The 24,969-nt window shown below is 26.2% G+C and carries 28 protein-coding genes; 16 read left to right on the top strand and 12 right to left on the bottom strand.

Annotation, left to right across the window (positions count from 1 at the left end; all coding sequences use genetic code 11):
• The first annotated feature begins 12 nt into the window (after positions 1 to 12).
• The 6 genes from GBG18_RS10280 (at position 13) to GBG18_RS10255 (ending at position 7,482) form a co-directional block, all read left to right on the top strand.
• A complete protein-coding gene (locus tag GBG18_RS10280; protein ID WP_152190824.1) occupies positions 13 to 498 on the top strand; it encodes a tripartite tricarboxylate transporter TctB family protein in 486 nt (161 codons plus the stop codon).
• Positions 495 to 2,012, top strand: a complete 1,518-nt coding sequence (locus tag GBG18_RS10275; RefSeq protein ID WP_152190822.1) for a tripartite tricarboxylate transporter permease — start codon at positions 495 to 497, stop codon at positions 2,010 to 2,012. The genes GBG18_RS10280 and GBG18_RS10275 overlap by 4 nt, the downstream gene beginning before the upstream one ends.
• Positions 2,013 to 2,036: 24 nt before the next feature.
• Entirely contained in the window at positions 2,037 to 2,717 is a 681-nt protein-coding gene (locus tag GBG18_RS10270) for a response regulator (protein WP_152190820.1), read from the top strand.
• Positions 2,707 to 4,902 (top strand): cache domain-containing protein, encoded by a 2,196-nt coding sequence (locus GBG18_RS10265; RefSeq protein ID WP_152190818.1) that lies wholly within the window; start codon positions 2,707 to 2,709, stop codon positions 4,900 to 4,902. Before GBG18_RS10270 ends, GBG18_RS10265 begins: the two co-directional genes overlap by 11 nt.
• 201 nt (positions 4,903 to 5,103) lie before the next feature.
• A complete protein-coding gene (locus tag GBG18_RS10260; protein ID WP_193311116.1) occupies positions 5,104 to 7,044 on the top strand; it encodes an ATP-binding protein in 1,941 nt (646 codons plus the stop codon).
• Positions 7,045 to 7,116: 72 nt separating this feature from the next.
• Positions 7,117 to 7,482 (top strand): sirohydrochlorin chelatase, encoded by a 366-nt coding sequence (locus GBG18_RS10255; protein ID WP_152190815.1) that lies wholly within the window; start codon positions 7,117 to 7,119, stop codon positions 7,480 to 7,482.
• A gap of 53 nt (positions 7,483 to 7,535) precedes the next feature.
• On the opposite strand, the gene GBG18_RS10250 is transcribed toward GBG18_RS10255, so the two are convergent.
• From GBG18_RS10250 to GBG18_RS10240, 3 genes are all read right to left on the bottom strand, one after another.
• Positions 7,536 to 9,377 (bottom strand): GGDEF domain-containing protein, encoded by a 1,842-nt coding sequence (locus GBG18_RS10250; protein ID WP_152190813.1) that lies wholly within the window; start codon positions 9,375 to 9,377, stop codon positions 7,536 to 7,538.
• Between the two features lie 51 nt (positions 9,378 to 9,428).
• The gene (locus GBG18_RS10245) at positions 9,429 to 9,845 is read right to left on the bottom strand and encodes a DUF3010 family protein (protein WP_152190811.1); all 417 of its coding nucleotides are present in this window, start codon (positions 9,843 to 9,845) and stop codon (positions 9,429 to 9,431) included.
• Between the two features lie 86 nt (positions 9,846 to 9,931).
• Positions 9,932 to 10,366, bottom strand: a complete 435-nt coding sequence (locus GBG18_RS10240; protein WP_152190809.1) for a hypothetical protein — start codon at positions 10,364 to 10,366, stop codon at positions 9,932 to 9,934.
• Positions 10,367 to 10,488: 122 nt separating this feature from the next.
• On the opposite strand from GBG18_RS10240, the gene GBG18_RS10235 reads away from it, so the two are divergent.
• The 7 genes from GBG18_RS10235 (at position 10,489) to GBG18_RS10205 (ending at position 15,439) form a co-directional block, all read left to right on the top strand.
• Entirely contained in the window at positions 10,489 to 10,980 is a 492-nt protein-coding gene (locus GBG18_RS10235) for a DUF2721 domain-containing protein (RefSeq protein WP_152190807.1), read from the top strand.
• A gap of 76 nt (positions 10,981 to 11,056) precedes the next feature.
• Positions 11,057 to 11,434 (top strand): DUF302 domain-containing protein, encoded by a 378-nt coding sequence (locus GBG18_RS10230; RefSeq protein ID WP_152190805.1) that lies wholly within the window; start codon positions 11,057 to 11,059, stop codon positions 11,432 to 11,434.
• 6 nt (positions 11,435 to 11,440) lie between these two features.
• Positions 11,441 to 12,115, top strand: coding sequence for a class I SAM-dependent methyltransferase (locus tag GBG18_RS10225; protein ID WP_152190804.1), 675 nt, complete (start codon positions 11,441 to 11,443; stop codon positions 12,113 to 12,115).
• A gap of 34 nt (positions 12,116 to 12,149) precedes the next feature.
• On the top strand, positions 12,150 to 12,596 hold the full coding sequence (locus GBG18_RS10220; RefSeq protein WP_152190802.1) for a hypothetical protein: 447 nt from the start codon (positions 12,150 to 12,152) through the stop codon (positions 12,594 to 12,596).
• Positions 12,597 to 12,611: 15 nt separating this feature from the next.
• Complete coding sequence (locus GBG18_RS10215) at positions 12,612 to 13,550, top strand: DMT family transporter (protein ID WP_152190800.1); 939 nt, start codon at positions 12,612 to 12,614, stop codon at positions 13,548 to 13,550.
• A 74-nt stretch (positions 13,551 to 13,624) separates the two neighbouring features.
• The gene (locus tag GBG18_RS10210) at positions 13,625 to 14,602 is read left to right on the top strand and encodes a DUF438 domain-containing protein (RefSeq protein WP_152190798.1); all 978 of its coding nucleotides are present in this window, start codon (positions 13,625 to 13,627) and stop codon (positions 14,600 to 14,602) included.
• 48 nt (positions 14,603 to 14,650) lie between these two features.
• On the top strand, positions 14,651 to 15,439 hold the full coding sequence (locus GBG18_RS10205) for a ribonuclease H family protein (RefSeq protein WP_152190796.1): 789 nt from the start codon (positions 14,651 to 14,653) through the stop codon (positions 15,437 to 15,439).
• Between the two features lie 33 nt (positions 15,440 to 15,472).
• Here the strand turns inward: GBG18_RS10205 and GBG18_RS10200 are convergent, their stop codons facing one another.
• The 3 genes from GBG18_RS10200 to GBG18_RS10190 all read right to left on the bottom strand — a co-directional run bounded on the left by GBG18_RS10200 (position 15,473) and on the right by GBG18_RS10190 (position 17,151).
• A complete protein-coding gene (locus tag GBG18_RS10200; RefSeq protein WP_152190794.1) occupies positions 15,473 to 15,940 on the bottom strand; it encodes an Lcl C-terminal domain-containing protein in 468 nt (155 codons plus the stop codon).
• Between the two features lie 31 nt (positions 15,941 to 15,971).
• Complete coding sequence (locus GBG18_RS10195) at positions 15,972 to 16,832, bottom strand: endo alpha-1,4 polygalactosaminidase (protein ID WP_152190793.1); 861 nt, start codon at positions 16,830 to 16,832, stop codon at positions 15,972 to 15,974.
• Between the two features lie 73 nt (positions 16,833 to 16,905).
• Positions 16,906 to 17,151, bottom strand: coding sequence for a hypothetical protein (locus GBG18_RS10190; RefSeq protein ID WP_152190791.1), 246 nt, complete (start codon positions 17,149 to 17,151; stop codon positions 16,906 to 16,908).
• 144 nt (positions 17,152 to 17,295) lie between these two features.
• On the opposite strand from GBG18_RS10190, the gene GBG18_RS10185 reads away from it, so the two are divergent.
• Positions 17,296 to 18,264, top strand: a complete 969-nt coding sequence (locus tag GBG18_RS10185; protein ID WP_152190789.1) for an aldolase catalytic domain-containing protein — start codon at positions 17,296 to 17,298, stop codon at positions 18,262 to 18,264.
• Positions 18,265 to 18,574: 310 nt separating this feature from the next.
• On the opposite strand, the gene GBG18_RS10180 is transcribed toward GBG18_RS10185, so the two are convergent.
• On the bottom strand, positions 18,575 to 19,285 hold the full coding sequence (locus GBG18_RS10180; RefSeq protein ID WP_152190788.1) for a peroxiredoxin: 711 nt from the start codon (positions 19,283 to 19,285) through the stop codon (positions 18,575 to 18,577).
• 223 nt (positions 19,286 to 19,508) lie between these two features.
• Between GBG18_RS10180 and GBG18_RS10175 the strand changes: the two genes are divergently transcribed.
• Positions 19,509 to 19,847, top strand: coding sequence for a DUF4282 domain-containing protein (locus GBG18_RS10175; protein ID WP_152190786.1), 339 nt, complete (start codon positions 19,509 to 19,511; stop codon positions 19,845 to 19,847).
• A 174-nt stretch (positions 19,848 to 20,021) separates the two neighbouring features.
• Here GBG18_RS10175 and GBG18_RS10170 read toward each other — a convergent pair whose 3' ends face one another.
• From GBG18_RS10170 to GBG18_RS10155, 4 genes are all read right to left on the bottom strand, one after another.
• Positions 20,022 to 20,666, bottom strand: a complete 645-nt coding sequence (locus GBG18_RS10170; RefSeq protein ID WP_152190784.1) for a rhodanese-like domain-containing protein — start codon at positions 20,664 to 20,666, stop codon at positions 20,022 to 20,024.
• Between the two features lie 130 nt (positions 20,667 to 20,796).
• Entirely contained in the window at positions 20,797 to 21,978 is a 1,182-nt protein-coding gene (gene alr, locus GBG18_RS10165) for an alanine racemase (RefSeq protein ID WP_152190782.1), read from the bottom strand.
• Positions 21,979 to 22,019: 41 nt separating this feature from the next.
• Positions 22,020 to 23,258 carry an NAD(P)/FAD-dependent oxidoreductase gene (locus GBG18_RS10160; protein WP_152190780.1) on the bottom strand — a complete coding sequence of 413 codons (1,239 nt, stop codon included), beginning with the start codon at positions 23,256 to 23,258 and terminating at the stop codon, positions 22,020 to 22,022.
• A gap of 38 nt (positions 23,259 to 23,296) precedes the next feature.
• A complete protein-coding gene (locus GBG18_RS10155) occupies positions 23,297 to 23,680 on the bottom strand; it encodes a RidA family protein (RefSeq protein ID WP_152190778.1) in 384 nt (127 codons plus the stop codon).
• Between the two features lie 185 nt (positions 23,681 to 23,865).
• Between GBG18_RS10155 and GBG18_RS10150 the strand changes: the two genes are divergently transcribed.
• The gene (locus GBG18_RS10150; RefSeq protein ID WP_152190777.1) at positions 23,866 to 24,513 is read left to right on the top strand and encodes a helix-turn-helix transcriptional regulator; all 648 of its coding nucleotides are present in this window, start codon (positions 23,866 to 23,868) and stop codon (positions 24,511 to 24,513) included.
• A gap of 3 nt (positions 24,514 to 24,516) precedes the next feature.
• Here GBG18_RS10150 and GBG18_RS10145 read toward each other — a convergent pair whose 3' ends face one another.
• Positions 24,517 to 24,738, bottom strand: a complete 222-nt coding sequence (locus GBG18_RS10145) for a hypothetical protein (RefSeq protein ID WP_152190775.1) — start codon at positions 24,736 to 24,738, stop codon at positions 24,517 to 24,519.
• Between the last annotated feature and the right edge of the window lie 231 nt (positions 24,739 to 24,969).

Here is a 24,969-nt window from a genome sequence, read left to right as displayed (position 1 = left end):
AAGGATAATAATATGACAAAAAATGCAATAGGTTCAATATTTTTTTTAGCTTTTTCAAGCTTTTATTTTTTTAATGTTTTTAGTATTAAAAAAATGCCAGGTTCTCAATTTGAAGTGATGACAGCATCTACTTTTCCTTTTTATTTAGGATTGGGTGGAATAATTATCTCTTCACTTATACTAGTTCTTTCTTTTGTAAAAAAAGATAATGATTTTCTAACTTTAGAATACTTAAGAAAATTAGATTTTAAAACAACTTTCTATTTTGTTCTAGCTATGCTTTTTTATGGTTTTACAATTAGAACATTAGGTTTTATAATAGCAACTATAATCTTTTTAACAATTGGATTTTTATTACTAAAAGAGAAAAATATAAAAAGGATATTATTAATTTCAAGTGGTGTTTCAATCGGGTTTTATTTATTATTAAACAATGTTTTAGGTGTTTATATAGACCCAGGTATGGTTTATGAGTATTTTGTAGGAGTTGAGTCATGATGGATGGTATTTTAACAGGTGTAGTTACTGCGTTTACTACATATAATATTATGATGGTTGCAGTTGGATGTTTTGCTGGAACATTTATTGGAATGCTTCCAGGACTTGGACCTATTTCTGCAATTGCATTAATGATTCCAATAACTTATGGAATGGAGCCCTCTTCTGGCCTTATTTTAATCGCTGGTGTTTATTATGGTGCAATTTTCGGAGGTTCTACTTCTTCAATTTTAATCAACGCTCCAGGAGTTGCTGGAACGGTTGCTAGTTCTTTTGATGGTTATCCAATGGCAAAAAATGGACATGCAGGAAAAGCTTTAGCAATTGCAGCTTATTCATCTTTTACAGGTGGAACTATTGCAGCAGTATTTTTACTTTTTGCAGCACCTGCTTTAGCAAATGTGAGTTTAAGTTTTCAATCATCTGATTACTTTGCTTTAATGGTTCTAGGTCTTACAGCTGTTGCTGCATTTGCTGGTAAGGGAAAGTTTTTAAAAGCTGCTATTATGACAATATTTGGTCTAATGCTTGCAACTGTAGGAACTGATTCTGATTCAGGAATTGCGAGATTTACTTTTGGAAGACTTGATTTAATTGATGGAATTTCATTTTTACTTTTAGCAATGGCAGCATTTGCCTTATCTGAAGCTATGATGAATATTTTAGAAAATCATAAGCAAACAAAAGAAGAAATGGATGCACTAAAAAAAGATATTGGTTCTTTAAAAATTACAAAAGAAGAAGTAAAAGAGATGGCTCCAACTGTTGGACGTTCATCTGTTTTAGGTTTCTTTGTTGGTGTATTACCAGGTGCGGGTGCAACAATTGCTTCATTTTTAGCTTATGGAATGGAGCGAAGTATTGCAAGTGCAAAAGAGAAACTAAAATTTGGAAAAGGAAGTGTTAAAGGACTTGCAGCTCCTGAGAGTGCAAATAATGCTGCATGTTCTGGTTCTTTTGTTCCTTTATTAACTTTAGGAATTCCAGGGTCTGGAACTACAGCAATTATTTTAGGTGCATTAATTTCTTATGGAATTCAACCAGGTCCTACTATGTATGTAGATAATCCTGAACTATTTTGGTCTGTAATTATTTCAATGTATATTGGAAATGCTGTACTTTTAGTACTAAATTTACCACTAATTCCATACATTGCAAAACTATTAACAATAAAAAAAGAATTATTATTACCACTAATTATATTCTTCTCTCTTATTGGCGTTTATTTAGTTACATTTAACAATTTTGATATTTATATGATGACACTGTTTGCAGTGGTTGCTTTATTTTTACGAATAGTTGATTACCCTATGGCACCTATGATTTTAGGATTTATCTTAGGTGGAATGATGGAAGATAATTTAAGACGTGCATTAACTATTAGTGATGGATCTTTTGCTTTCCTTTGGGAGAGACCAATTACTTTAAGTATTTTAATAATTACAATTATCATGTTATTAATGCCACTTATTAGTGAATTTTTTGTTAAAATGAAAAAAGGTAAAGAAGCTTAAAGCTTTTACCTTTAAGAGGTTAATATGGAAAAGTTTAAGAACTATACTATTTTATATGTAGAAGACGATGAGGGAGTTAGAACAATTAACTCACGTTTTCTAAATCGTATGTTCAAAAAACTATATGAAGCTAAAGATGGAGAAGAAGGTTTAGCTTTATATAAAAAATATCATCCAGATATTATTCTAACAGATATAAGAATGCCAAAGATGGATGGAATAACACTTTCAAAAAATATTAGAAAAACTGACAAAGACACAAAAATCATAATATCAACTGCATTTAGTGATAAAGATTATTTACTTGAAGCAATTGAATTAAGATTAGAAAAGTATATAATCAAACCACTTACAAGTAGAAATCTAATTCCTGCTTTATTAAAAGCTGTTGAGGATTTAGAAAAGAATAAAGATGAAAAAGTAGTATTAAGTAAAGATTTTTACTATTCAAATACAACTTCCCTATTCTATAAAGATGAGAAAGTTTTAGAATTAAATAAAAAAGAGTTATTATTTCTAAAGCTTTTAGTTTTAAATAAAGATAAAGTTGTAAGCTATCAAGAGATTGAACAATATGTTTGGGAAGATGAATATATGAGTTTAAACTCATTAAGAACGACAATTGGTTTTTTACGAAAAAAGATTCCCTTTAATTGTATAAAAAACATTTCAAATATGGGATATAAATTAAAACTTGAAAATTAATTACAGAAAAAGAATAGAACAAGGTGTAAAAAAAACTACACTACTTAGTTCCACTATTATTATCATCATTGTTGCAACGGTAATTGGTTCAACACTTATAAAAACAGAGTATAGTAACTTTAAAAATCATATTAAAAACTTCAAAAATACACTAATTGAAAGAGAAAAGTTTTATATAAAAACAGAAGTTCAAAACTTATTAAATGATATTAAATTTGAAGAAGAATCTATTTTAGATAATAAAAAAGAGAGAATTGAAAAACAATCTATAATTGCATTTAATCTTGCAAATTCACTATACAAAAAAACAAAAAACTTATCAAAAAAAGAACAAATAAATTTTATTAAAACTGCAATAAATCAAATATCAAAAAAACAGAGTGATATAAACTATTTTATTTTAGATACAAAAGGAAGATTATTATTAAATAGTGAAAACTCAAAAGATGAAAATGAATCTTTTTTAGATTTTGAAGATATAAATGGCTTTAAATTTATAAATGAAATGATTAACTCTAAAAAAGAAAAACAAAACTTCATTGAGTATTTTTGGTATAAACCAAAAAGTAATATAACAGCCAAGAAAATCACATACTCAAGACACTTAGAAGAGTTAGGTATAATTATAGGTTCAGGAAGTTTTTTAGAAATTGAAAAGAAAAAGCTAAAAAGTAGAATGATAAAAAAGATATTTAACCAAAATTATAATGTTGAAGAGTTTGTACTTATATATAAAATAAATAGTTTAAATAATATCACTACAAATAGTCAACTGCTAACTCAAAAACAAATTATTCCTAACAAAAGTGAACTTCAAGCAATAAAAGATTTATTAATTGAGACTAACTATAAAGGAAATGATTATATTTATTATGAAAATAATAATAAACTTTTATATGGAACTTTTGTAAAACATTTACGCTACTTCATAGGTATGGGAGTAAACTTATCACATATAAATAATATTATTGAGAAAGAGCGAATAATCTCTTTAGAAAACTTATATAATAATATTTTTAAACTTGCTATTATTATGATAATAATGACTATAATATTTTTTATTTTCTCATTAGGATTTACTAGAAAAATTGAAAAACTTTTTAATCAATATAGAAAAATTGTAAAACAAAATGAAGAGAAATATGCCCTACTTTTTAATTACAGTAATGATGGATTTATAATCTCAGAAATAAAAGATGAAAAAGCTAGTATCTTAAGTCTTAATAATACAGCACTTAAAACAATAGGCTACCAGTCAAAAGAGATTTTATATAAAGATTTCTTCAAATTATTTAAAGACTTAAATTTAAAAGAAATTCTAGAAGCTAAATCTCTATTTAAAACAATAAAATTAATAACAAAAAACAATGAAATAAAAACAGTAGAGTTAAATGTAATTATCTATTCATATGAAAATCAAGATTTACTTTTTGCATCTTTAAGAGATATTAGTGAAAGAACTTTACTAAAAGAAGAGAAACTAAAACAAGAAAAAATGCTTATTCAAAAATCAAAAATGGCTGCAATGGGTGAAATGATTGGAAATATTGCACATCAATGGAGACAACCATTATCTCAAGTATCTGGTCTATTTTTTGATATTGAATCAGCTTATGATTATAAAGAATTAGATAAAAAATATCTTTCAAATAGAGTAAATGAAGCAAATGATTTATTAGAATATATGTCAAGAACCATAGATGATTTTAGAAACTTTTTCAATCCAAACTCTAAAAAAGAGGACTTTTTAGTAATAGACGCAGTATCAAGTGCTATAAATATTGTAAAAGCAACACTTAATTTTCATAAAATAGAAATATCTTTTTCTATAAATTTAGAATATAAAATAAATGGCTACAAAAGTGAATACTCACAAGCAATTGTAAATATAATTTCAAATGCTAAAGATATTTTAATTGATAGAAAAATAAAAAATCCTAAAATAAAAATTTATCTAGATGAAGATAAAGAAACAAAACTATGTATTGAGGATAATGCAGGTGGCGTTGATAAAGAGATTATAGATAAAATTTTTGACCCATATTTTACAACTAAATATGACTATGGTACAGGAATTGGATTATATATGACAAAACTAATAATTAAAGAAAAAATGAATGGAAATATATATGTAAAAAACTCTAAAGATGGTGCTATTTTTTCAATAATTATCACTAGTTTATAAAATAATTTTTTAATGATATAAAATAGTGTATTTTTTTGTTATAATTTAAAATGATTGTTTTAAAGGATTAGTATGAAGTTTTCCATTAAAAATATATTAATATTTAGTTTTTCGATAATAATGTTTATTACAATATTCTTTATTATTCTCTCCTCTTATTATTCTTCTAAAAATATAATGTCAGAGCATACACGCCAAATTATGGAAAATATATCTAGTTTTGCAGTTGATAAATCTGAATACTATATGGGAATTGCCTCAAAGGCTACAAAACTTACAAAAGAGCTTGAATCAAGCTCTGTAATTAATAATAACAACCCTAAAATAATGATGAAATACTTTCATGAACAAATGAAAATAAACGAACAATTCTCAGCTATTTATTATGCAAATAGTAATGGTGAGTTTTATATGCTAAATAAAAATAAAAATGGATATATGGAAAAAAGCATCACTCTAAATGAAAATAAAAGAGTAGTAAAAAAACTTTTTTTCAATAATACTACAAATAAAAAAACAATTGTATTTGATGAAAATGATAATTATGATCCAACTATAAGACCATGGTTTATTCAAGCAGTTAAAACTAAGCGTTTAAATTGGACAGATCCTTATGCTTTTTTTACTTCAAAAAAACCAGGAATTACAACTTCAGTTCCTATTTATGAAAACAACAAATTAAAAGGTGTAGTAGGAATTGATATAGAAATTGATGACTTGTCAATATTTATAAACAATCTAAAGATTAGTGAAAATGGAAAAGTATTTATGATGGATAAATCCTTAAATATGATGTCTTTTCCTATTAAAAATATTAATTCTATAAATAAAAAACCAAGACTTTTAAAACTAAAAGAGATAAATAATGAGATAGTAAAAAAAGCTTATAGTGAGTTATTAAAATCAACAAAAATAGAGACATTTTCAAAAAAGACTTTTTTAACTTTTACACATGAAAATGAAGATTATAGTGCTATGTTTTTCCCTTTTATTAAAAATGATATTACATGGATAATAGGTATGTATGCTCCTGAAAATGACTATTTAAGTTTAATTAAAAAGAATCAGCTAATAGGAATAGTATTAACTCTTATTATAGGATTAATTTCAATAGTATTTATATATAAAATTGCAGGAATTATTTCAAAACCAATTAGACGGTTAGAGAATATGGCTCATGAATTAAAAGAGTTAAATTTAGATATTGATGCTATTGAACTTTCTCCAATTACTGAGATTAATGAAGCAATTGAATCTTTTAATACAATGAAAGATAGCCTAAAAACTAATCAAGTAATGTTAGAAAATCTAAATGCCACACTTGAAGAAAAAGTTGAAAATAAAACTTTTGAATTAAAAGAACTAAATGATAAACTAGAAGAAAAAATACAACAAAGAATAGAAGAATTAAAAGAAAAAGATTTAATCTTAATACAACAAACAAAAATGGCTGCAATGGGTGAAATGCTTGAAAATATTGCACACCAATGGAGACAACCACTCTCATCTATTTCTACAGCTTCTACGGGTGTAAAACTGCTAAAAGAGTTGGATGTATTAAAAGATGAAGACTTAAATAAAAATATGGATAGTATAAATGAATCCGCACAATACTTATCTCAAACAATAGAAGACTTTAGGGGCTTTTTTGATCCTAGAAATAGCAAACTAAAACAGTTTAATATCTCTCATGCTATTAATAAAACATTAAAATTAGTAAACTCACAATTTGTATCAAAAGATATAAAAATAATTAAAAATATTGAAGATATATCAATTATTACAATTGAGAATGAATTAATTCAAGTTTTTGTTAATATATTAAATAATTCAAGAGATGCTTTACAAAAACTAGAAAATAAAGAAAAATTTGTTTTCATAGATACGTATAAAAAAGACAATAAATTAATTATAGAAATTAAAGATAATGCGAAAGGTATAAAAGAAGAGATAATTAATAAGATTTTTGACCCTTATTTCACAACAAAACACCAATCTCAAGGTACAGGAGTAGGACTTTATATGAGTGAAAATATTATTAGAACACATTTAAAAGGTAGTATTAGTGTAAGAAATGAAACATTTATTTATAATCAAAAGAGCTATAAGGGTGCAAAATTTACTATAAATATTGATTTATAATAAGATATTTATGAATAAAGAATTAAAGACAATTAAAATATACTAAGGCTTATAAAAATTTAAAGGATTATAATGGATGCATTAGTGTTAATTGCACATGGAAGTAAAAGAAGTTTATCAAATGAAGAGTTTATATCTTTAGCAAATGAAATAAAAAGTAAAGATAAAAACTTTTCAAAAATAGAAGCAGCATTTTTAGAACTTGCAACGCCAAGTATTCAGACAGTATCAAACAATCTTATTTCTCAAAATATTTCTAAAATATATTTTTATCCATATTTTTTAAACTCTGGAAAACATGTAGGTGTTGATTTACCATATATTATAAATGAACTAAAAGAAGAAAACCCTGCGGTTGAATTTATATTGTTAGAGCACTTTGGAAAATCTAATAGAATAAGTGACATTATTTTAGATGATATTTCATTATCACTATAAAATCAAGTAGTTTGCTAATACTTTTATTAGCAAACTCTTATTAATTATTCTTCTTAAAATAAATCTACACTACTTACTTGTTCCTCTTTAAATCTTACAACTTTATCTCTACCACTATTTTTAGCTTCATATAAAGCAATATCAGCATTTTTTATAGCACTATCTAAAGATGTAGTATCAGCTGGGAACATTGATAATCCAATACTAATAGTTTTCTTCAACTTATTACCTGCATAAACATCAATTTCATTTTCTCGTACTTTTTTACCAATTTTTTTTGCTACATTAATTGCATCTTCTTCAGTATTAACGCCAACAAGTAAAATAATAAATTCTTCACCACCATATCTAATTACAATATCAGATTCTCGTACATTCTCTGTCATAATTCTAGCAAGTTCTTTTAATACTGTATCTCCAACATCATGCCCATATTCATCATTAACTGCTTTAAAATGATCCATATCTAATAATAATACGCCAATATTGATTTTTGCTCTTTTTGCATAAGGAATTAGTTTTTTACTATGTTCATCTAAGAATTTTCTATTATATAGCCCTGTTAATCCATCCCTAAATGCTGATTCTTGTAATGCATCCATAAGTAATTTTACTTCAATAGATGGAGCTGCTTCGTTTATATAACTTTTAACAAAAGATATTTTATCTTTTAGTTTTTCTAATTCAGTAGTAGTTTTACAAACAAAGTTAATTACTAAATTTACATCTTTACTAATATCAACATTTGTACAATAATGATAATTATCTTCTTCTTTGAAATAAGGACATGAATTATGATAATCAATTGAAACTACATCATTTTTTGTTCGTGCACATCTACATAATTCTGGGTTTTCATGAATAAACTCTTGACAATAAAGTGTCTTTCCAACTTCCTTAACAATACTCATTTTATGCTTACTCGCATCTATTTCTATAAAGCTAAAAGATTCAATATTAAATTGATTTATAAAAATTTGCGATAATCTATCATAGATTTCTTCTTTGTTATTATCAAGTTCAATCTCTTTTTTAAATTGATAAAGATTAGATAAATTTAAAACAATCTCTTTTGATTCTTCTAAAGGATTAATAATATTTGTTGTGGTTTTATTTCCAATAAAACCTTGTAATCTTTTATCAATATCAATAAATGCATTTTTTAAAATTGACATAAAATCATTGTACCTATCTACTAATAGATTCATTTCATTATTTAAGTTTTTCGGTTTTGCAATTAAAGCAAAGTTACCTGTACTTGATTCTTTTATACTATTATTGAAGACATCAAATAAATTATAATATGACTTGATAATATTTGATGATAAATAAATAATAGTCAAAATAGTAATAAAAATAAAGAAAGAAAGTACATAAATTAGCTTTGAAGATAAAGCCTGAGTTTCAATAAGATCTAAATTTAAAGAAATTGCAGCTAATTTGTACTCTTTAGAAATATTTATACAATTAATACAACTATTGCCATTTTCTATATTTATATAATAGGGAATAGAAATACGCATAGTAGTTTTAGAAAAACTATTATCAAGTTTATATTGTACTAAACCTGTAGATAAAACTTTTTTATCAATCTCATCTTTTATTTGTTTTTGATTATTTATGTCACTCTTATTTAAAGACTCACTTTTTACTAACCATAGATTGTTAATACCTTTTAAAGTAGACAAGGAATTAAGAAACTCTTTAGAATCATGTATGTTTTTATTTGAATTAAAAGTATTTAAACTACTTATAACAAGCTTTGAAATAGATTCAGCAACACTAATAGAAGCTTTGATATTTGCATTATTTGAATTATAAAAATTTAGTCCTACTACTGATAAAGAAAGAATTATTGCCATAACAAACGATAAAATAACTAATTTTTTTCCCATTATTAACCTATATATATGTTTTAGATACAATATAATAGCAACTTAAACTTATTATTTACATATATGAGAGAGAATACTTAGAAAAGATTGCTCTTGATATTTTTTAAGTTCATTAGGAAAAATCACATTATTTTTCTTTTCATAAGAACTAATACTTCTTGAGCTTACCAATACAACGCAAGCTTTAGAGTATAACTGAATTAATCCTTCCATTTTAAAACTAACAGCACCACCTGAAAATGCTCCTTTTTTTGAGCGTTTTTTTATCATTATTTTTTCAACATTATTATCATTAAAAAAGTCATTTATTTCATTAAAGTACTTTAAAACACTATTTTTATCTTCATCATCATCTAAAACAATTTTTTTTATTTTTAAATCAATATAATCAATAATATCATCAGATGAATAATCAACAAGTGTTAATATAGTGTAGTTAGATTTTAGCTCGATTCCACATACTCTCATAATTTTCCTTTTAAGCTTAAGATTATGAAAGTATATAGAGTTTTAAAGAAGTGCTTTTGTTTTATTTCAAATTGTAATACAATTTATTAATCTTTGATTTCCTCAAATAAATAAAAGTTTGTATGTCCTGATTTTTTGTCATATTCATCACTTTTCTTGTCAGTAAATTTATATATCATTTCCATAGCTTTTTTATGACATGTTGTATGTCCTATAACTTCAGAAGAATCATCTTTTGTTAGAAAATTTTTATCATAACCTTTTTTGAAATTTCCCGCTGCTTCTTTATTTCCAAAAGTATATTTCATTATATTAATATTTCTTTTTACATCAATTCTTGCTTTTTTATTAGCATCTTCGAATCTTAAAATTCTATTACCATTTGATGAAATTTTCATAGTTGTTGCAGTTTCAATATTTTCTGTATCATCTATAATAATATACTCTTTACCATTAATTAAAATTTCATTATCACTTAATTTTTTAATCTCTTTAATTACAGTCTTTTTACCTTTAGCCATTCTTGTGCCCTTCTAATATATTCATAAATTTTATGCATTATATCCAAATAAAGATAATTGAAAATACAAATTATGATAAAATCACAATTCAAATAAATTATACTAATAAATAGGATTAAATAATGATAGTACCTCTTGCCCCAGATGAAGTTAATACAGTTTCTCACTTAATTCAATTATCAGTAGCACCTGTATTCTTACTAGCAGGTGTTGCTGGGCTATTAAATGTTTTTACAGGAAGACTAGCTAGAATTATTGATAAAGTAGAAAAAATTGATGCAGGTATTGAGAATAAAAAAACAGCAGAAGCAAAGCAAATAGCAGAAGAGAAATCAAGGATGAGAAGATTATCACTAATAGTTAGAATGCAAAATATAAACCGATCTATTTCTCTTTGTACTATGACAGGACTTTTAATAGCTTTAGTAATTGTTACAATGTTTCTAAGTTCAATCTTGCAATTTGATGCTTCAATTATTATCGCAACTTTATTTATTTTTGCAATGCTTTCACTTATTACATCATTAATTTTATTTCAAAAAGAGATATTTTTTACAACATCTTTTTTAAAGAAGAAAAAAGAGAGTATTAAAACAACAACAAAAAATAATTAATAAAAGCTACTTTCCATAAAGAAGATATTATAATTACAAAAAATTTAAAGATTTTAAAATAAAAAGGAATATATAAATGCATTATATAGAAGAATCAACTAAAAGCGTTCAAGAAGTAGTAGATACAATACAAGAAATAGTATCAAATTATAGTTTTGGAGTTTTACATATTCATAATGTAAAAAATACTTTAAATTCAAAAGGTATTGATTTTGAAAAAGAGTGTCAAATTTTAGACGTTTGTAATCCAAAAGTTGCAAAAGAGTTTTTAGGACAAGATATGTCTTTATCAGTTATTATGCCATGTAAGATATCAGTTTATACAGATAATGGTACTACAAATATAGCTATGAATTCATTAACACAATTAGTTGATGATATCAATCCTGATTTTATAGAATTAGCTCAAGAAACTCAAGAAACATTATTACAGATTATTAACGAAGCTAAATAAAACAAAATGAAAGAGTTCGATCCTGTAGCATATAAACAAATGGTTAAAAAGTTTCAAGAAAATGATAATCCTACAGGCTGGTTTGATTCTATTTATATAGATGCACAAGGTGATTATAAATCTGTTTTTTGGGCTGATTTACAGCCAAGTCCTTATTTAGTAAAATGGCTAAAAGAAAACCCAGCTTCTTCAAAACAAAAAAAAGCAATTGTTGTAGGATGTGGTGTTGGTGATGATGCCCAAGCTTTAAGTGAATATGGCTATGAAGTAATTGGCTTTGATATATCCAAAGAAGCAATAAAATTATGTAAAAGTAGATATCCAAACTCAAAAGTTACATATCTAGTTGCAGATTTATTTGATTATGATAAACAATGGCTTGAAAACTTTGATGTAGTTTATGAGTGCAATACAATACAAGTACTTCCAGGAAAGTATAGAATTCAAGCAAGAAAGGCTATTTCAAACCTTGTTAAAAAACAAGGATATGCACTAGTTTCATGTAGAAGTAGAAAAAAAGGTGAGCAAGAGAATGATATACCCTTGCCTTTAGACTATGATGAAATTAATAAATTTGTGCGTGATGATAATTTAGAAGAAATAAACTTTTTAGCTTATGATGATACACAAATACCCTCAGTTCCTCATTTCTTTGCTATTTATAAAAGAAATGAAGAATAGAAATTAAAATATAAAAATTTAAAGGAATAAAATATTGGAAACAATAGAATTAATAATACACTCAATTTTACGTTGGCTAGTTCTTATAACACTATTTGTACATCTGTACTGTTTATATAAAGGCTTTTTTCAAAATAAACCATTTTCAAAATTTAATAGAATATTTTCACATATAACAGTAGGATTTGTTCATTTACAGTTTGTAGTTGGATTATACGTATTTTATACAAGCGAAAAAATAAACATATTCTTAGAAAATGTAAAAGATTCAATGCCTATTTATGAGTTAAGATTCTTTGCAGTTGAACATACAAGTATTATGCTACTTGCGATTATTCTTATAACTATAGGTTCATTTAAATCTAAAAGAATTGAAGATGAAAGAAAGAAATATAAAACACAAATAATATATTATACAATTGGTTTAGTTTTAATCTTAGCTTCTATTCCTTGGAATTTAAGTCCTCTTTTTAGATATTAGAGTTAATGATAAAACGTGTTTAAACTAATAGTTTTAGGAATATTATCAGGAGCTTTTTTTAGTACAACTTTTGTACTAAATGAGTTAATGAGTGTCCAAGGTGGACATTGGTTATATTCAGCAACGCTTAGATATTTTTTTATGATTTTATTTCTAGCTATTATTTTACTTTTTCAAGGTGGAATAAAAAGGCTTACTGATATAGTTAAACTCTTTAAACAAAACTACCTATTTTGGACAATAAGTGGAACTATAGGCTTTGGTTTCTTTTATGCCCTTATATGTTTTGCAGCTGACTTTTCACCTGGTTGGGTTATTGCAGCATCTTGGCAGTTTACTATTGTTGCTACTTTATTTGTATTGCTATTTTTTGGAAAATCTTTTCCTAAAAAGATTTGGTTTTTTTCTTCTTTAATTTTCATAGGTGTTTGTTTAGTAAATCTATCACATATTGATAATTTTGAACTTTCAACATTAATTTATGGTGGAATTCCCGTACTTCTTGCATCATTTTGTTATCCTTTAGGAAATCAATTAATTTGGGAGAGTCAAAATGGATCAAGTACTAAAGTACCTCATATAAAATCCTCTTTATTAAAAAATAGTTTTAATAAAGTAATGCTTTTATGTTTAGGTTCTATTCCTTTTTGGCTTATACTTCTTTTAATAATTCAACCATCAGCCCCTAGCTCTTCACAAGTTTTAAACTCTTCACTTGTAGCACTATTTTCAGGAGTATTTGCGACAACTATTTTTCTATATGCAAGAGGAATAGCAAAAGATTCAAATGAAATAGCAGCAGTTGATGCAACACAAGCTAGTGAAGTTATATTCGCAATGCTTGGAGGCTTTTTACTTTTTGGAACTATTTCCCTTTCTTCATTTTCAATAATAGGTTTAGTACTTATTATGCTTGGACTATTTTTATTTATAAAATATCAAAACAAAACATAAAATTGATAAATATCATGGAAAAGTAAATTCATTCGGTTATATTTGTAAGAAATAATTTAAGGAATATAACTAAAATGAATAACTTATCAAATAGAACTGAAAATTTTCCGCAAGGCCATCCTGTAAGAGTTTATCTTGAAGAAAATATTTTAATAAAAAAACTTTTCCAAGAACTTTTTGAAACTAATATGGATGAAGATTATCAAACTTTCTATAACATCTTTAACCAAATATGTGAAGTAGAAAAACACTTTGCAAGAAAAGAAAATCAACTATTTCCATACTTAGAAAAGTATGGATGGACAGGTCCAAGCCAGGGAATGTGGGCGTTCCATGACCAAATTAGAGAAGAGATAAAAGCTTTACGAAAAAAAGTTGAGCAAAAAGATTCACATAATATTTTAAATGAATCAATAGCTTTATTTAACAGCTTAGATCATCTTTCACAAGTTGAAGAAGGAAGATTATTACCACGTGCGCTTGATATGCTAAGTGAAGATGATTGGAAAGAGATGTATGAGGGAGATAAAGAGATTGGTTGGATGTTTGCAGCTGATCCAGTACGATATCCTGAAGTTAAAGAAGATGAGTATGTTCATCCAAGTGCTGATAAGAAAAAAAGAAAACTTCCATTTAGTCTTGATAATAGAACACATTATGATGAAGGATACTTAACTCCTGAACATGTAAACTTTATCTTTAAGTTCTTACCTGTTGATATTACTTATGTAGATGAAAATGATATTGTAATTTTCTATAATAGAGGTGAAGATAGGGTTTTCCCAAGAAGTGCTGGAATTATAGGACGTGAAGTTAAATTTTGTCATCCTCCTAAAAGTGTTGACCAAGTACTTAAAATTCTTGAAGAGTTTAAAGCTGGACGTCAAGATACTGCTGAGTTTTGGATTCAATTTAAAGGCAAATTTATTCACATTAGATATTTTGCAGTAAGAGATGAAGAGCTTAATTACAAAGGTGTAATTGAAATGTCTCAAGATATTACAGATATTAAAAAACTTGAAGGCGATAAAAGACTTCTAGATTGGGCATAGTAAAAAGCATATAATTTTGATATAATTTCCAAAAAATATGGAAATTATATGCAAATAACAGAAGAATTTATAGAACTTATAGCTCACGAACAAACACTGAATAAAGAACAATGTAAAATATTAAACTTATCATATCCACCAAGTTTTACTTGGGATAAAGAAATTTTAGACAAAGAAATTTTAAAAAATGATGCAAATAGACTAATGCTTTTAAAAGGTAAATTAGCTATTAAAGCTCAAGAGCAGATTTTAAAAAACTATAATATGGTTTTAAAATTTAATAATATAAAAACAAAAGTAGAAAATGTAAATAATCAAGATGATGAAGAGCATATTAGAATCTATTGTGATGGAGCATGCTCAGGAAATCCAGGACTTGCAGGAAGTGGTTTAGCAATATATTCAAACCATAAAAATCCAGTACTTCTTCATGGAGACTTTGTAGAAAATGGCACAAATAATATAGCAGAGTTAAATGCACTTTATCAAGCTTTAATTATTGCAAAACAAACAAGTTCAGAAAATATTATCACAATTTTTTCAGATTCAAAATATAGTATAGATTGTATTACAACTTGGGCTTATGGATGGAAAGCTAAGGGCTGGACTAAAAAAGGTGGAGAGATTAAAAATCTTGAACTTATTAAAAAGACACATGAATTATACGAAAGAATAAAAGACTTAATAGAAATAAAACATGTAAAAGGCCATGCTGGAATTGAAGGAAATGAATTAGCTGATAGAATGGCAGTAACAGCTATTAAAGAGAAAACTATAAACTATGAGATGTATTCATACGATAAAAAAGAAGATGTGTTAAGTTTAACTTCATACTAGTAAGCAATTAAAAAAAGGTTTTTTTGCCTTTTTTTAATCTTTTAAAGTACTTCTAACACATCTTACATAAGCTTTTCCAGTTCTATCATTATCATAAGAATATCCATCACTAAAATAGATTCTTCTAACTTCTGTATAATCTTGTAATGTAATATGCTCTCCTAATTGAGTAGTTTTATATAAAACAGTCCAATAATGTCCAGAAGCAGTAAATTTAAAAATATCATTTATTGTAGGTTTATAAACTTCATAATCTCCTAAACTTAAAAGCTCTTCATAAGAGGCCAATCTCCAATCTTTATATCCAACAAAATCCAAGTCATTACAATGTTTAATTGCATCAGCTAAAAATAGCTTTGTATCACGTGAAAGAGGATTGTCTTGCCATTGTAGATTTAAGTTATTATCAATAACCGTATCACCAACTCTTTTAAAATCACTTTTTGCCAATAAACTACTTATCAAAAAAAATGATAAAAAAATATATATTAATTTATTCATAACTAATTCCTTTTACAATTTAATAGATGTTCTAAAAACAACTATGTCTAAATTCATCACTTAATAAATCATCCATAATTAAAGTTTTAAACTTATAATTCTTACTTTCTTTACAAACTTTATCTATAGTATTTCTTGTATACTCAATATTAAATACAGGCTTATTCTTATCTTTGAAAGGTATTAAGCTCTCACAGTTTTTTTGTTTAATACAGCTTTCATTTACACTAAAATCAAAATAATCTATTAATAATTCTACTTGTTCAATATCATTTTTTAATGCAATACTAAGTCCTCTTTTATGAGCTTCATTTGCTAAAAACTTATTGTAAGCCAATTGATCTTTTTCACTTATTTCAAAACCTGTAACTTCTTTACTACTTTCATAAGCATCTACATTATCAGGGTCAACACCATCGCAACCTATTCTTTTTGCCTTTTCAAGTCTAGCTATCATTATATGTGCAAGTCTTTCATCTCTAATGTCTAGCCAACGCTCACCTGGCCAATTATCTAGTTTTTTTCCTATTAAAGTAGGATATTTAAGAAAAGACACTTTGTCACTTCTCCAGTTTTCATAAGTGCCTGCGGAGAAATAACATATAATTTTTCTACCGTCATTTTTTAATTTTTTAATTGTTTCATCTTTTACATCAAATAAATCAATTTCATAGAGTTGTACATCATAAGAAGTATTAAATAGTTTATCTTCTTTATATAATTGTATTTGCCAAGAAGTATTTACTTTTGGTTTATACCAATTACCATTTATAATAGGTTTTACATTAGGGTCAAAAACTTTAGGTTTAGAAGGAGGTATTGGATTATTATGGTCACAAGCAGTAAATACTAACAATACTACTAGTATCGATATTTTTTGTATTAAATTCATAACAATCCTTTTAATATTTTAATAATAAAGGTAAATAATTCAATACTATAACATAGAAATATAGCGTCAATATCTATTTTTTAAGTTCTTGCTCACATTTTAAAAGTGCAATATTTTCATCACTATAAATTTCAATTATAAAATTATAGTTCTCAGGACCTAAATATTTTTTGCACTCATCAATTGTAACATTAGATTTTTTTTGATTTATATTTATTGCTGAAGTCTCGTTTGTAACTACTTCAACTTTTGAACTTGCATGCACAGAAAGAGTAGAAATAAAAGCTGTACTTATAATTGTAATTATTGTTTTTTTCATTTTTTATCCAATTTTTTTAATTTTTTATATTATACATGTAATAATTATGCTATTCATTGAAATAAATCAAGATTTTAAAGTTCTATTGAGCAGTGTTAAGATATTATTTCAACAATAATTATTAAAAGAGAATAGGAAGTATTTATGATTGAAAGAAAAGGTTCAATACTTACAGTAAGAGAAGATATAAAAGTATTTGATTGTACTATTAGAGATGGTGGATTAGTAAACAATTTTCACTTTACAGATGATTTTGTAAAAGCACAATATGAAACATGTGTAGCAGCAGGAATTGATTATATGGAAATTGGAAAAAACAATTCACCTTCAATTATGAGTGAAGAAGAGTTTGGACCTTGGAATTTCTGTAAAGAAGAAGATATTAGAAGAATTGTTGGTAACAACGATACTAATATGAAAATTGCAGTAATGTCTGATATTGGAAGAACTGTAAATGAAGAATTACTTCCAGCAGAAGAATCTGTTGTTGATATGATTAGAATCGCAACTTATATTCACCAAATTCCAGCAGCAATCGAACTTGTAGAAGAAGCTCATGCAAAAGGTTATGAAACTACTATTAATATTATGGCTATTTCAAAATCATTTGATGATGAGTTAACAGAAGTTTTAGAAACTGTTGCAAAATCTAGTGTTGATGTAATTTATATTGCTGATTCATTTGGTTCATTTTACCCTGAGCAAATTAACAAGTTAACTGAAAAGTATTTAACTATTGCACAAGCACATGGTAAACAAATTGGAATTCATGCACATAATAATATGCAATTAGCATATGCAAACACTATTGAAGCTTTAACATATGGTACAAGTTTTCTTGATGTTACAATCTCTGGATTAGGAAGAGGTGCTGGAAATTGTCCAATGGAACTTTTAATTGGTTTTTTAAAAAATCCAAAGTATAAATTAATGCCTGTATTAAAATTCATTGAAGAGTTTATTATTCCATTAGAAAAAGAACTTGACTGGGGTTACTCAATTCCATATATGTTAACAGGACAATTAAACGAACATCCAAGAGCAGCAATGAAAGCTAGAGATGAAAAAGATACAAACTATAGAGATTTCTATAGAAATTTATTAGCTGAATAAATATTTACTTCAAAAAACAAAAAGGTTAGTTCGAAAGAATTAACCTTTTTTTATGGAAAAAATTATTTATTAATTTAGTAAAAGATAAAAGAAATTTTCTATTAATTGATAGTTAGACAACTAATTCAAAACTAATATTTATAAGTTATTCTAGAACAGAGTATATTAGATACAAAAAAACCTATGAAGAGTTAAATCTCATAGTTGCGGTCAAATGTTAGTAACAACACAAAGGGCTGACCGCAATTATCAAACTTATAAAAGAAAGGATTAGTATTAATACTAATCCTTTTTTTAATGAAGCTAAATATTAAGAAAGAATTTCTTCAATCGTAATATAATCACCTACTCTACCTGTCATTTGTTCTACATCTGTATTAACTGGAAGTGTTTTCTTACCTGGTCTCCAACCTGCTGGACAAACTTCACCAGTTTTTGTTGCATGTTGCCAAGCTCTAACTTGTCTTAAAAATTCATTTACATTTCTTCCAACCATTGGTGCTTGAACTTCTTGAGCAACACAAATACCTTCTGGATTAAATAAGAATCTTCCTCTTAATGCCATACCTTCTTCTTCAATTAATACACCAAAATCTTCACTAACAGCAGTTGTAGTATCAGCACCAATAGTAAGTTTTAATCCTTCTAAAATAGGCTCAGTTTCTACAAATCTTTTATGTGAGAATTTAGTATCAGTTGATACTGCTAAAATTTCAACACCTAGTTCTTGAAATTCATCATAGTGTGCATTCATAGCTGCAATTTCAGTTGGACAAACAAAAGTAAAATCTGCTGGGTAGAAACAAACTACTGCCCATTTACCCATATAATCTTTATCTGAAACTGTTGTGTAGTGACCTGTTTTTGCATCATATGCATCCATTTTAAACTCTGGCATTAATTTTTGAACCATACTTGAACTCATTTTTTTATCCTTTTTTATATCTGTATTATTTTCTATATCGTTATTATTATTTGAATTATTTTCTTTTCTAGCTTTTACACTTGTATCACAAGCCATATTAAATCCTTTCTCTCAAAAGACAATCTTTTTCCTTTGATAAAAGTATTCTAATATAATAAAAATAAAACTTTGCTTAATTTTAATAAGAATATCTTATTTTAGTAAATAAGATTTACTTATAATAACACTCTCATATTTTCTTTTTTAATATTGCTGAATAACTAAATCTTTAGTTAAATGCTTTTAGCTATAATATTTCTTATTTAAAAAAAGGTTTTATTTGGAAACTATAACTTTTAGTGACTGTCTTAGCAATTTTCTAACATTCAAAACTTTTATTAGTAGTGACGCTTTAATAATGTTTTATTATCTTGGTGCAATTATCTTACCAATTTTTTCTTGGGTTTTACTAACTTGGATTATTAGAAAATATAAACTACTAAAAACTTCATATACTCATACAAATGAGTTATTATGGAAAATATTAACTAGAAAACAAAAAGCTAAATTTATTTTATTCTTTCTTATTGTATTTATATTTATGGAGTTATTTTGGAGAATGCTATTTGAATTTTTAATTGCCTATATGCAAATAAGAGATGCTTTACTACAAATTTAATTAAAAGAATAGAGTTTGATATTAACCTTTTATCGAATTTTAATCAAGTATTTTAATAGATGCATAATTGATTGATTAGGACATATAAAAAAGTTATAGGCCACAAAGAATAGTATTTTTGTTATATTTCTTTATATACTATCCTCTGAGGTATGTTTTAATTAAGTATATTTTTTATAAACTATTACACTTAGCAGCATCATTAGAATTCATTAAATCTTTGTATTTACATTTAAACCACAACTTTTCAGATGGAACTTTCCATGACCATTCTAAGTTACTATGCAGCCAACCATCAACTACTCTTTCACCTTTAAAATTACCACTTTTTGCTTTTCCACCTTCATATCCATCAATTAAAGTCCAAACATTTGTAAAACCTTTTTTAGCTAATGCATTTACAACAGGTGCTGCTCTACTAGAACCAGATCTGCATGTTATAAATATTGCTTCATCTTTTTTAACACTTTTTTTGTTTAATTCGTAAACAATTTCATCAATAGCATATTTATTTTTTTTCACATCATAGCTTCCAAACTTTTTATTATATTTAGAATCGTCTATTGTCATTAATGGAACGTGTATATCCATTCTATTAGCTGCACCAATAAACAATAGCTCACTAGGGCTTCTTACATCAACAAGTATTGCATTTTTATTTGCATTTAGATATTTTCCAGCTTCTGATCCTGACACATAAAGACCTAAAGTAGTTTTAGCTTTTTCTTTCTTAGGTTCGGGAGATTTAACAATATCCATTGCGTTTAAATATGTAAAAGTACTTAAAATTGTTAAAGTAGTTAATATTTTATTTTTCATAATTTTTCCTTATAATATTATATAAACAAATATTAACTTTTCTTATATTAATTTATGTTTAAATTATAAGTAATTATTATAATAAATATATCATGACTCTTATAAAATGTGTTGTTTGATGGAAAAAATTTTAGCTTTTTTTATTACTTAAAATTAATACATAATCTTTAATATCAATAATTTTTTTATCTTGTATATAAACACGCGGAACTCTTTTATCTACCATACATACTATTTCATAATTAATTGTATTTAAAGATTCTGCCACACTATCAATACTGATACCATTAGCATCATTTCCACCAAATAAAACTACCTCGTCTCCTACTTTTACATTAAGATTTGTGACATCAATAATACATTGATCCATGCATATATTTCCAATTATTGATGTTTTAACTCCATTTATCATAACCTTTGCTTTTCCAGATAACATTCGTGTATATCCATCTGCATAACCAATTGGAAGAGTTGCTACATGAGATTTTTTATCACTTTTATATTTTAAACCATAGCTAACACCACAATTTGCATCAAGTTGTTTTACTTGTGAAACATTTGCTTTTAAACACATAACTTCTTTTAATTCAACTACATTTTTATTTACATGCTCTGATGGATATAAACCATATAACATAATACCAGCACGAACCATATCAAAATTAAACTCAGGCAAATCAATAATTGCAGCACTATTTGATACATGCTTTATAGGAATATTTAATCCTTTTTCTTCTAATTTACTAACAATATGTTTAAATTTATCTACTTGTTGAAATGTAAACGATTTATCAAGTTCATCAGCAACTGCAAAATGAGTAAAAATACCTTCAATAAATAAACCTTCAAGTTTTGACATTTCTAAAATAGAATAGATAGTTTCATCAGAAAAAACCATTCCTAATCTACTCATTCCTGTGTCTAATTTTATATGAATTTTTGCTTTTTTGTTCAAAGAAAGTGCTACATTTGAGTACTCTTTAGCTTGTTCTATTGTATAAATTGTTTGGATTATGTTATTTTTTATTATATCACTAGCAAATTCATTTGGAGTGTATCCTAATACCATTATCTCAGTATCAGCAAAGGCAGTTCTTAATTGTATTGCTTCACTTAAAGTAGCAACTGCAAATCTATCTGCTCCATTTTCAAGTAAAATTTGTCCAATAACGACTGCACCATGCCCATATCCATCAGCTTTTATAACAGCAGTTACTTTTGAGTTTTTATTAACAACTCTTCTTACTTCTCTTATATTATGGGCTAAATTATCTAAATTGATTTCAGCCCATACAGGTCTTGATAATTTCAATTATCTTTTCTCCTATTTACATTTCCTTATTTTAACAGAATCTATCCTTGAAAAAAAGAAGAGAATAATAAAATATCTTCATTTGTTTCATTTTTCTTATCTACTGTAATTACATCATTTATTATTTTCCCAATTGATGGAGCAAATGTAATTCCAAGCCAACCTAAACCTGTAGCATGAACAAGGTTATTATAATTTTCATCAAACCCTAAAATAGGAATATCATTTGGTGTAAGAGGTCTAAATCCTGACCATTCAACAACATCTCTTCTTTCAAAGTCATTTGTATATTGCGCTAAGTTTTTCTTAATACTATCAATTTGTTTTTTTACAATTGAAGGGTCTGTAGTACCTAATTCAAGTTTTGAAGTCATTCTAACTGTATCTCTTCTTGGAGTCATAGCTATAAATAAATCAGCAAATAAAGATGTTGTTTTAGGTTTTAATTCGTCATCCATTTTAAATGTGAGACTATAACCTTTTGCAGGAGTCATCATAAACTTATTTTTTGCTTGACGTGCAAGTTTATCATCAGCACCAGTAGAAAGAATAAATGTTTGGGCTTCATAAACATTCTTAGAAGTTCTTATTTTACTAACTTTTGAACCTTCAAATTCTAATCTATCTACTTCTTCATTTAAAAGAAACTCCACACCTTTTTCTTCTAAATATTTTTTTAAAGCTAACATCATTTCACCTGGATCAATATGTCCATTTTCTTTTAAAAGAATTGAACCAATTACTTTTTCATTTAAAATTGGCATATACTCTTTTGTTCTTTCTTTTGAAAGAATTTCATATGCTTTAGGATCATTACAATGAGCTGCTTTTGCATCAAATGTTTCTTGTTCTGTATAAATCATTAGTAATCCATCTTTTCTAAAATGGAAATCTATTCCATCATCATTAACCATAGATTCATACATATCTAAACTGATTTGTCCATATCTTTCAAATAAAGCTAATGTTCTTTTTAATCTAGCCTGTGTTGAACTTGCTGCAAATTTTAAAAGCCATTTATATAAATGTAGATTTAATGTAGGATGAACACTTGCAGGTGACTCTCCTTTTAACATTAATTTAAGTGTATCAGTAATTGCTCCTGGAGCACTTAATGGAGCTTTTTTAAAAGCAGATAATAAACCTGCATTACCAAAAGATGTTCCATTAGTAATATCATTTTTATCTATTACAGTAACACTTCTACCACTTTTTTGTAAGCAATATGCCGACATAAGTCCAATACAACCACCACCTATAATTACAACATCTTTTTTCATCTTACTTCTCCATTAATATATAATAAATTTATTTTACTTTATTTTTTTGCAATTGATTCTATTTCAATTAAAGCATCTTTTGGTAATCTTGCAACTTCATATGTTGCACGTGCTGGAAATGGCGATTGAAAATATTCTCCATAAATTTCATTTACCACTGCAAAATCTTCTATATCTTTTAATAAAATTGTAGTTTTTAAAATATCATTCATTTCTAAACCAGACTCTTCTAAAATATATTTTGTATTTTCTAAAGACTGTTTTGCTTGTGATGCAATATCCTCTCCAGCAAATTCACCAGTTACTTGGTCAATTGGTAATTGTCCTGATACATATACAAATCCATCTTTTTCTATAGCTTGAGAATATGGTCCAATTGCACCTGGTGCTTTTTTTGAGTTAATTTCTTTTTTAGAATTCATTTTTATTCCTTATTTGTAATAATTTTTTTTCATTAAAGACAGTATATAATAAATTTTTATCATTTGTGCTAATTTTTGTATAAATTTAATACATTTTTATTATCATAATAATAATTTATTATCTAATTGACAATAATTTATTATTTTTCTATAATGTTTCTTATCAAATTATCTAAGGCTAATTCTTGAATCAATATATAAAAAAATACATATCAATTGCGGATTTCCTAGGAGAAGTATTAGGGGAAAATACTGAAATCATTCTTCATGATTTAACAAATTACCAAAAATCTATTGTTTATATTATCAATGGAAATATAAGTGGTAGAAAAATAGGAGATTCTATAACAGATTTAATGTTAGACTTTATTCTTAGCGAATCAAAAGGGAATAAACAATTTATATGTAATTACAATTCAAAAAACGTAGAAGGCAAACTTTTATACTCTTCGACTTATTTTATCAGAGATGATTCAAACAAGATTGTGGGAGCTTTAGGTTTAAATTCAGATTATCAAGATGTAAAAAATTCTTTATCTTTTCTAACATCTTTACTACCTAATTATGTTGATGATAAAATAGCTTCACTAAATATTATAAAAGAAAACCTAAGTTCAGATGGTCAAGAATTGACACTTAATAAAATTGATGCGATTATAAATCAATTTAATGTTATTCCAACAAGAATGACACCTAAAGAAAAAACTGAAGTAATTTCAGCCTTAAATGAATGTGGAATATTTAATATAAGAGGTTCAGTACAAGAAGTTGCAACAAAACTGCAAATGTCTGAACCATCAATTTACAGGTATATAAAAAAAATAAAAAGTTAAGTACTACTTTTTATTTTTCTTTTTAGAGGCTTTTGCCATCTTAGCTTTTTTCTTAGCTTTTGCTTTTGCTAAAGCTACATTTGCACCTTTTCTAGCATTGATTACTTGTTCATCTGCTTTCTTATGGTCAAAACTTACAGGAATAGCATTTTTTATTTCCCGAGATTTTCTTGCGATTTTATCGCCTTCAGTTGTATCTACACTTGAAGTATTTTTTCTAGACATGGTTTACCTTAGTTTATGATTCTCGTATTCTATAAAAATTTTAATTATAAAAGGATTATATAGTATTTAATTCTTTCTAAACTCTTGGATTAAGGCTAATGTTTTTAAATCTTTTGATGTTCCTCTTTGTTTTAAATGCTCACTTACTCGATTAAACCTTTCTTCACTATAGTCTTGTCCTAAATGAAACTTTGCACTAATTTCATTTGGTACTAATTTATATAAACAAGT

The organism is Poseidonibacter ostreae (assembly GCF_009208075.1).
Lineage (GTDB): Bacteria > Campylobacterota > Campylobacteria > Campylobacterales > Arcobacteraceae > Poseidonibacter > Poseidonibacter ostreae.
The sequence above is the reverse complement of the archived record's forward strand: the minus strand, read 5'-3'. Positions and strand labels throughout refer to the sequence as shown.

What these genes read in the sequence shown, in the direction of transcription:
- GBG18_RS10145 (WP_152190775.1), bottom strand. Translation starts at nt 24,738, where the DNA reads ATGTCTAGAAAAAATACTTCAAGTGTAGATACAACTGAAGGCGATAAA.
- GBG18_RS10240 (WP_152190809.1), bottom strand. Translation starts at nt 10,366, where the DNA reads ATGGCTAAAGGTAAAAAGACTGTAATTAAAGAGATTAAAAAATTAAGT.
- GBG18_RS10225 (WP_152190804.1), top strand. Translation starts at nt 11,441, where the DNA reads ATGAAAGAGTTCGATCCTGTAGCATATAAACAAATGGTTAAAAAGTTT.
- GBG18_RS10205 (WP_152190796.1), top strand. Translation starts at nt 14,651, where the DNA reads ATGCAAATAACAGAAGAATTTATAGAACTTATAGCTCACGAACAAACA.
- GBG18_RS10210 (WP_152190798.1), top strand. Translation starts at nt 13,625, where the DNA reads ATGAATAACTTATCAAATAGAACTGAAAATTTTCCGCAAGGCCATCCT.
- GBG18_RS10190 (WP_152190791.1), bottom strand. Translation starts at nt 17,151, where the DNA reads ATGAAAAAAACAATAATTACAATTATAAGTACAGCTTTTATTTCTACT.
- GBG18_RS10170 (WP_152190784.1), bottom strand. Translation starts at nt 20,666, where the DNA reads ATGAAAAATAAAATATTAACTACTTTAACAATTTTAAGTACTTTTACA.
- GBG18_RS10195 (WP_152190793.1), bottom strand. Translation starts at nt 16,832, where the DNA reads ATGAATTTAATACAAAAAATATCGATACTAGTAGTATTGTTAGTATTT.
- GBG18_RS10255 (WP_152190815.1), top strand. Translation starts at nt 7,117, where the DNA reads ATGGATGCATTAGTGTTAATTGCACATGGAAGTAAAAGAAGTTTATCA.
- GBG18_RS10260 (WP_193311116.1), top strand. Translation starts at nt 5,104, where the DNA reads ATGGAAAATATATCTAGTTTTGCAGTTGATAAATCTGAATACTATATG.
- GBG18_RS10155 (WP_152190778.1), bottom strand. Translation starts at nt 23,680, where the DNA reads ATGAATTCTAAAAAAGAAATTAACTCAAAAAAAGCACCAGGTGCAATT.
- GBG18_RS10280 (WP_152190824.1), top strand. Translation starts at nt 13, where the DNA reads ATGACAAAAAATGCAATAGGTTCAATATTTTTTTTAGCTTTTTCAAGC.
- GBG18_RS10250 (WP_152190813.1), bottom strand. Translation starts at nt 9,377, where the DNA reads ATGGGAAAAAAATTAGTTATTTTATCGTTTGTTATGGCAATAATTCTT.
- GBG18_RS10230 (WP_152190805.1), top strand. Translation starts at nt 11,057, where the DNA reads ATGCATTATATAGAAGAATCAACTAAAAGCGTTCAAGAAGTAGTAGAT.
- GBG18_RS10180 (WP_152190788.1), bottom strand. Translation starts at nt 19,285, where the DNA reads ATGGCTTGTGATACAAGTGTAAAAGCTAGAAAAGAAAATAATTCAAAT.
- GBG18_RS10160 (WP_152190780.1), bottom strand. Translation starts at nt 23,258, where the DNA reads ATGAAAAAAGATGTTGTAATTATAGGTGGTGGTTGTATTGGACTTATG.
- GBG18_RS10245 (WP_152190811.1), bottom strand. Translation starts at nt 9,845, where the DNA reads ATGAGAGTATGTGGAATCGAGCTAAAATCTAACTACACTATATTAACA.
- GBG18_RS10235 (WP_152190807.1), top strand. Translation starts at nt 10,489, where the DNA reads ATGATAGTACCTCTTGCCCCAGATGAAGTTAATACAGTTTCTCACTTA.
- GBG18_RS10200 (WP_152190794.1), bottom strand. Translation starts at nt 15,940, where the DNA reads ATGAATAAATTAATATATATTTTTTTATCATTTTTTTTGATAAGTAGT.
- GBG18_RS10185 (WP_152190789.1), top strand. Translation starts at nt 17,296, where the DNA reads ATGATTGAAAGAAAAGGTTCAATACTTACAGTAAGAGAAGATATAAAA.
- GBG18_RS10275 (WP_152190822.1), top strand. Translation starts at nt 495, where the DNA reads ATGATGGATGGTATTTTAACAGGTGTAGTTACTGCGTTTACTACATAT.
- GBG18_RS10270 (WP_152190820.1), top strand. Translation starts at nt 2,037, where the DNA reads ATGGAAAAGTTTAAGAACTATACTATTTTATATGTAGAAGACGATGAG.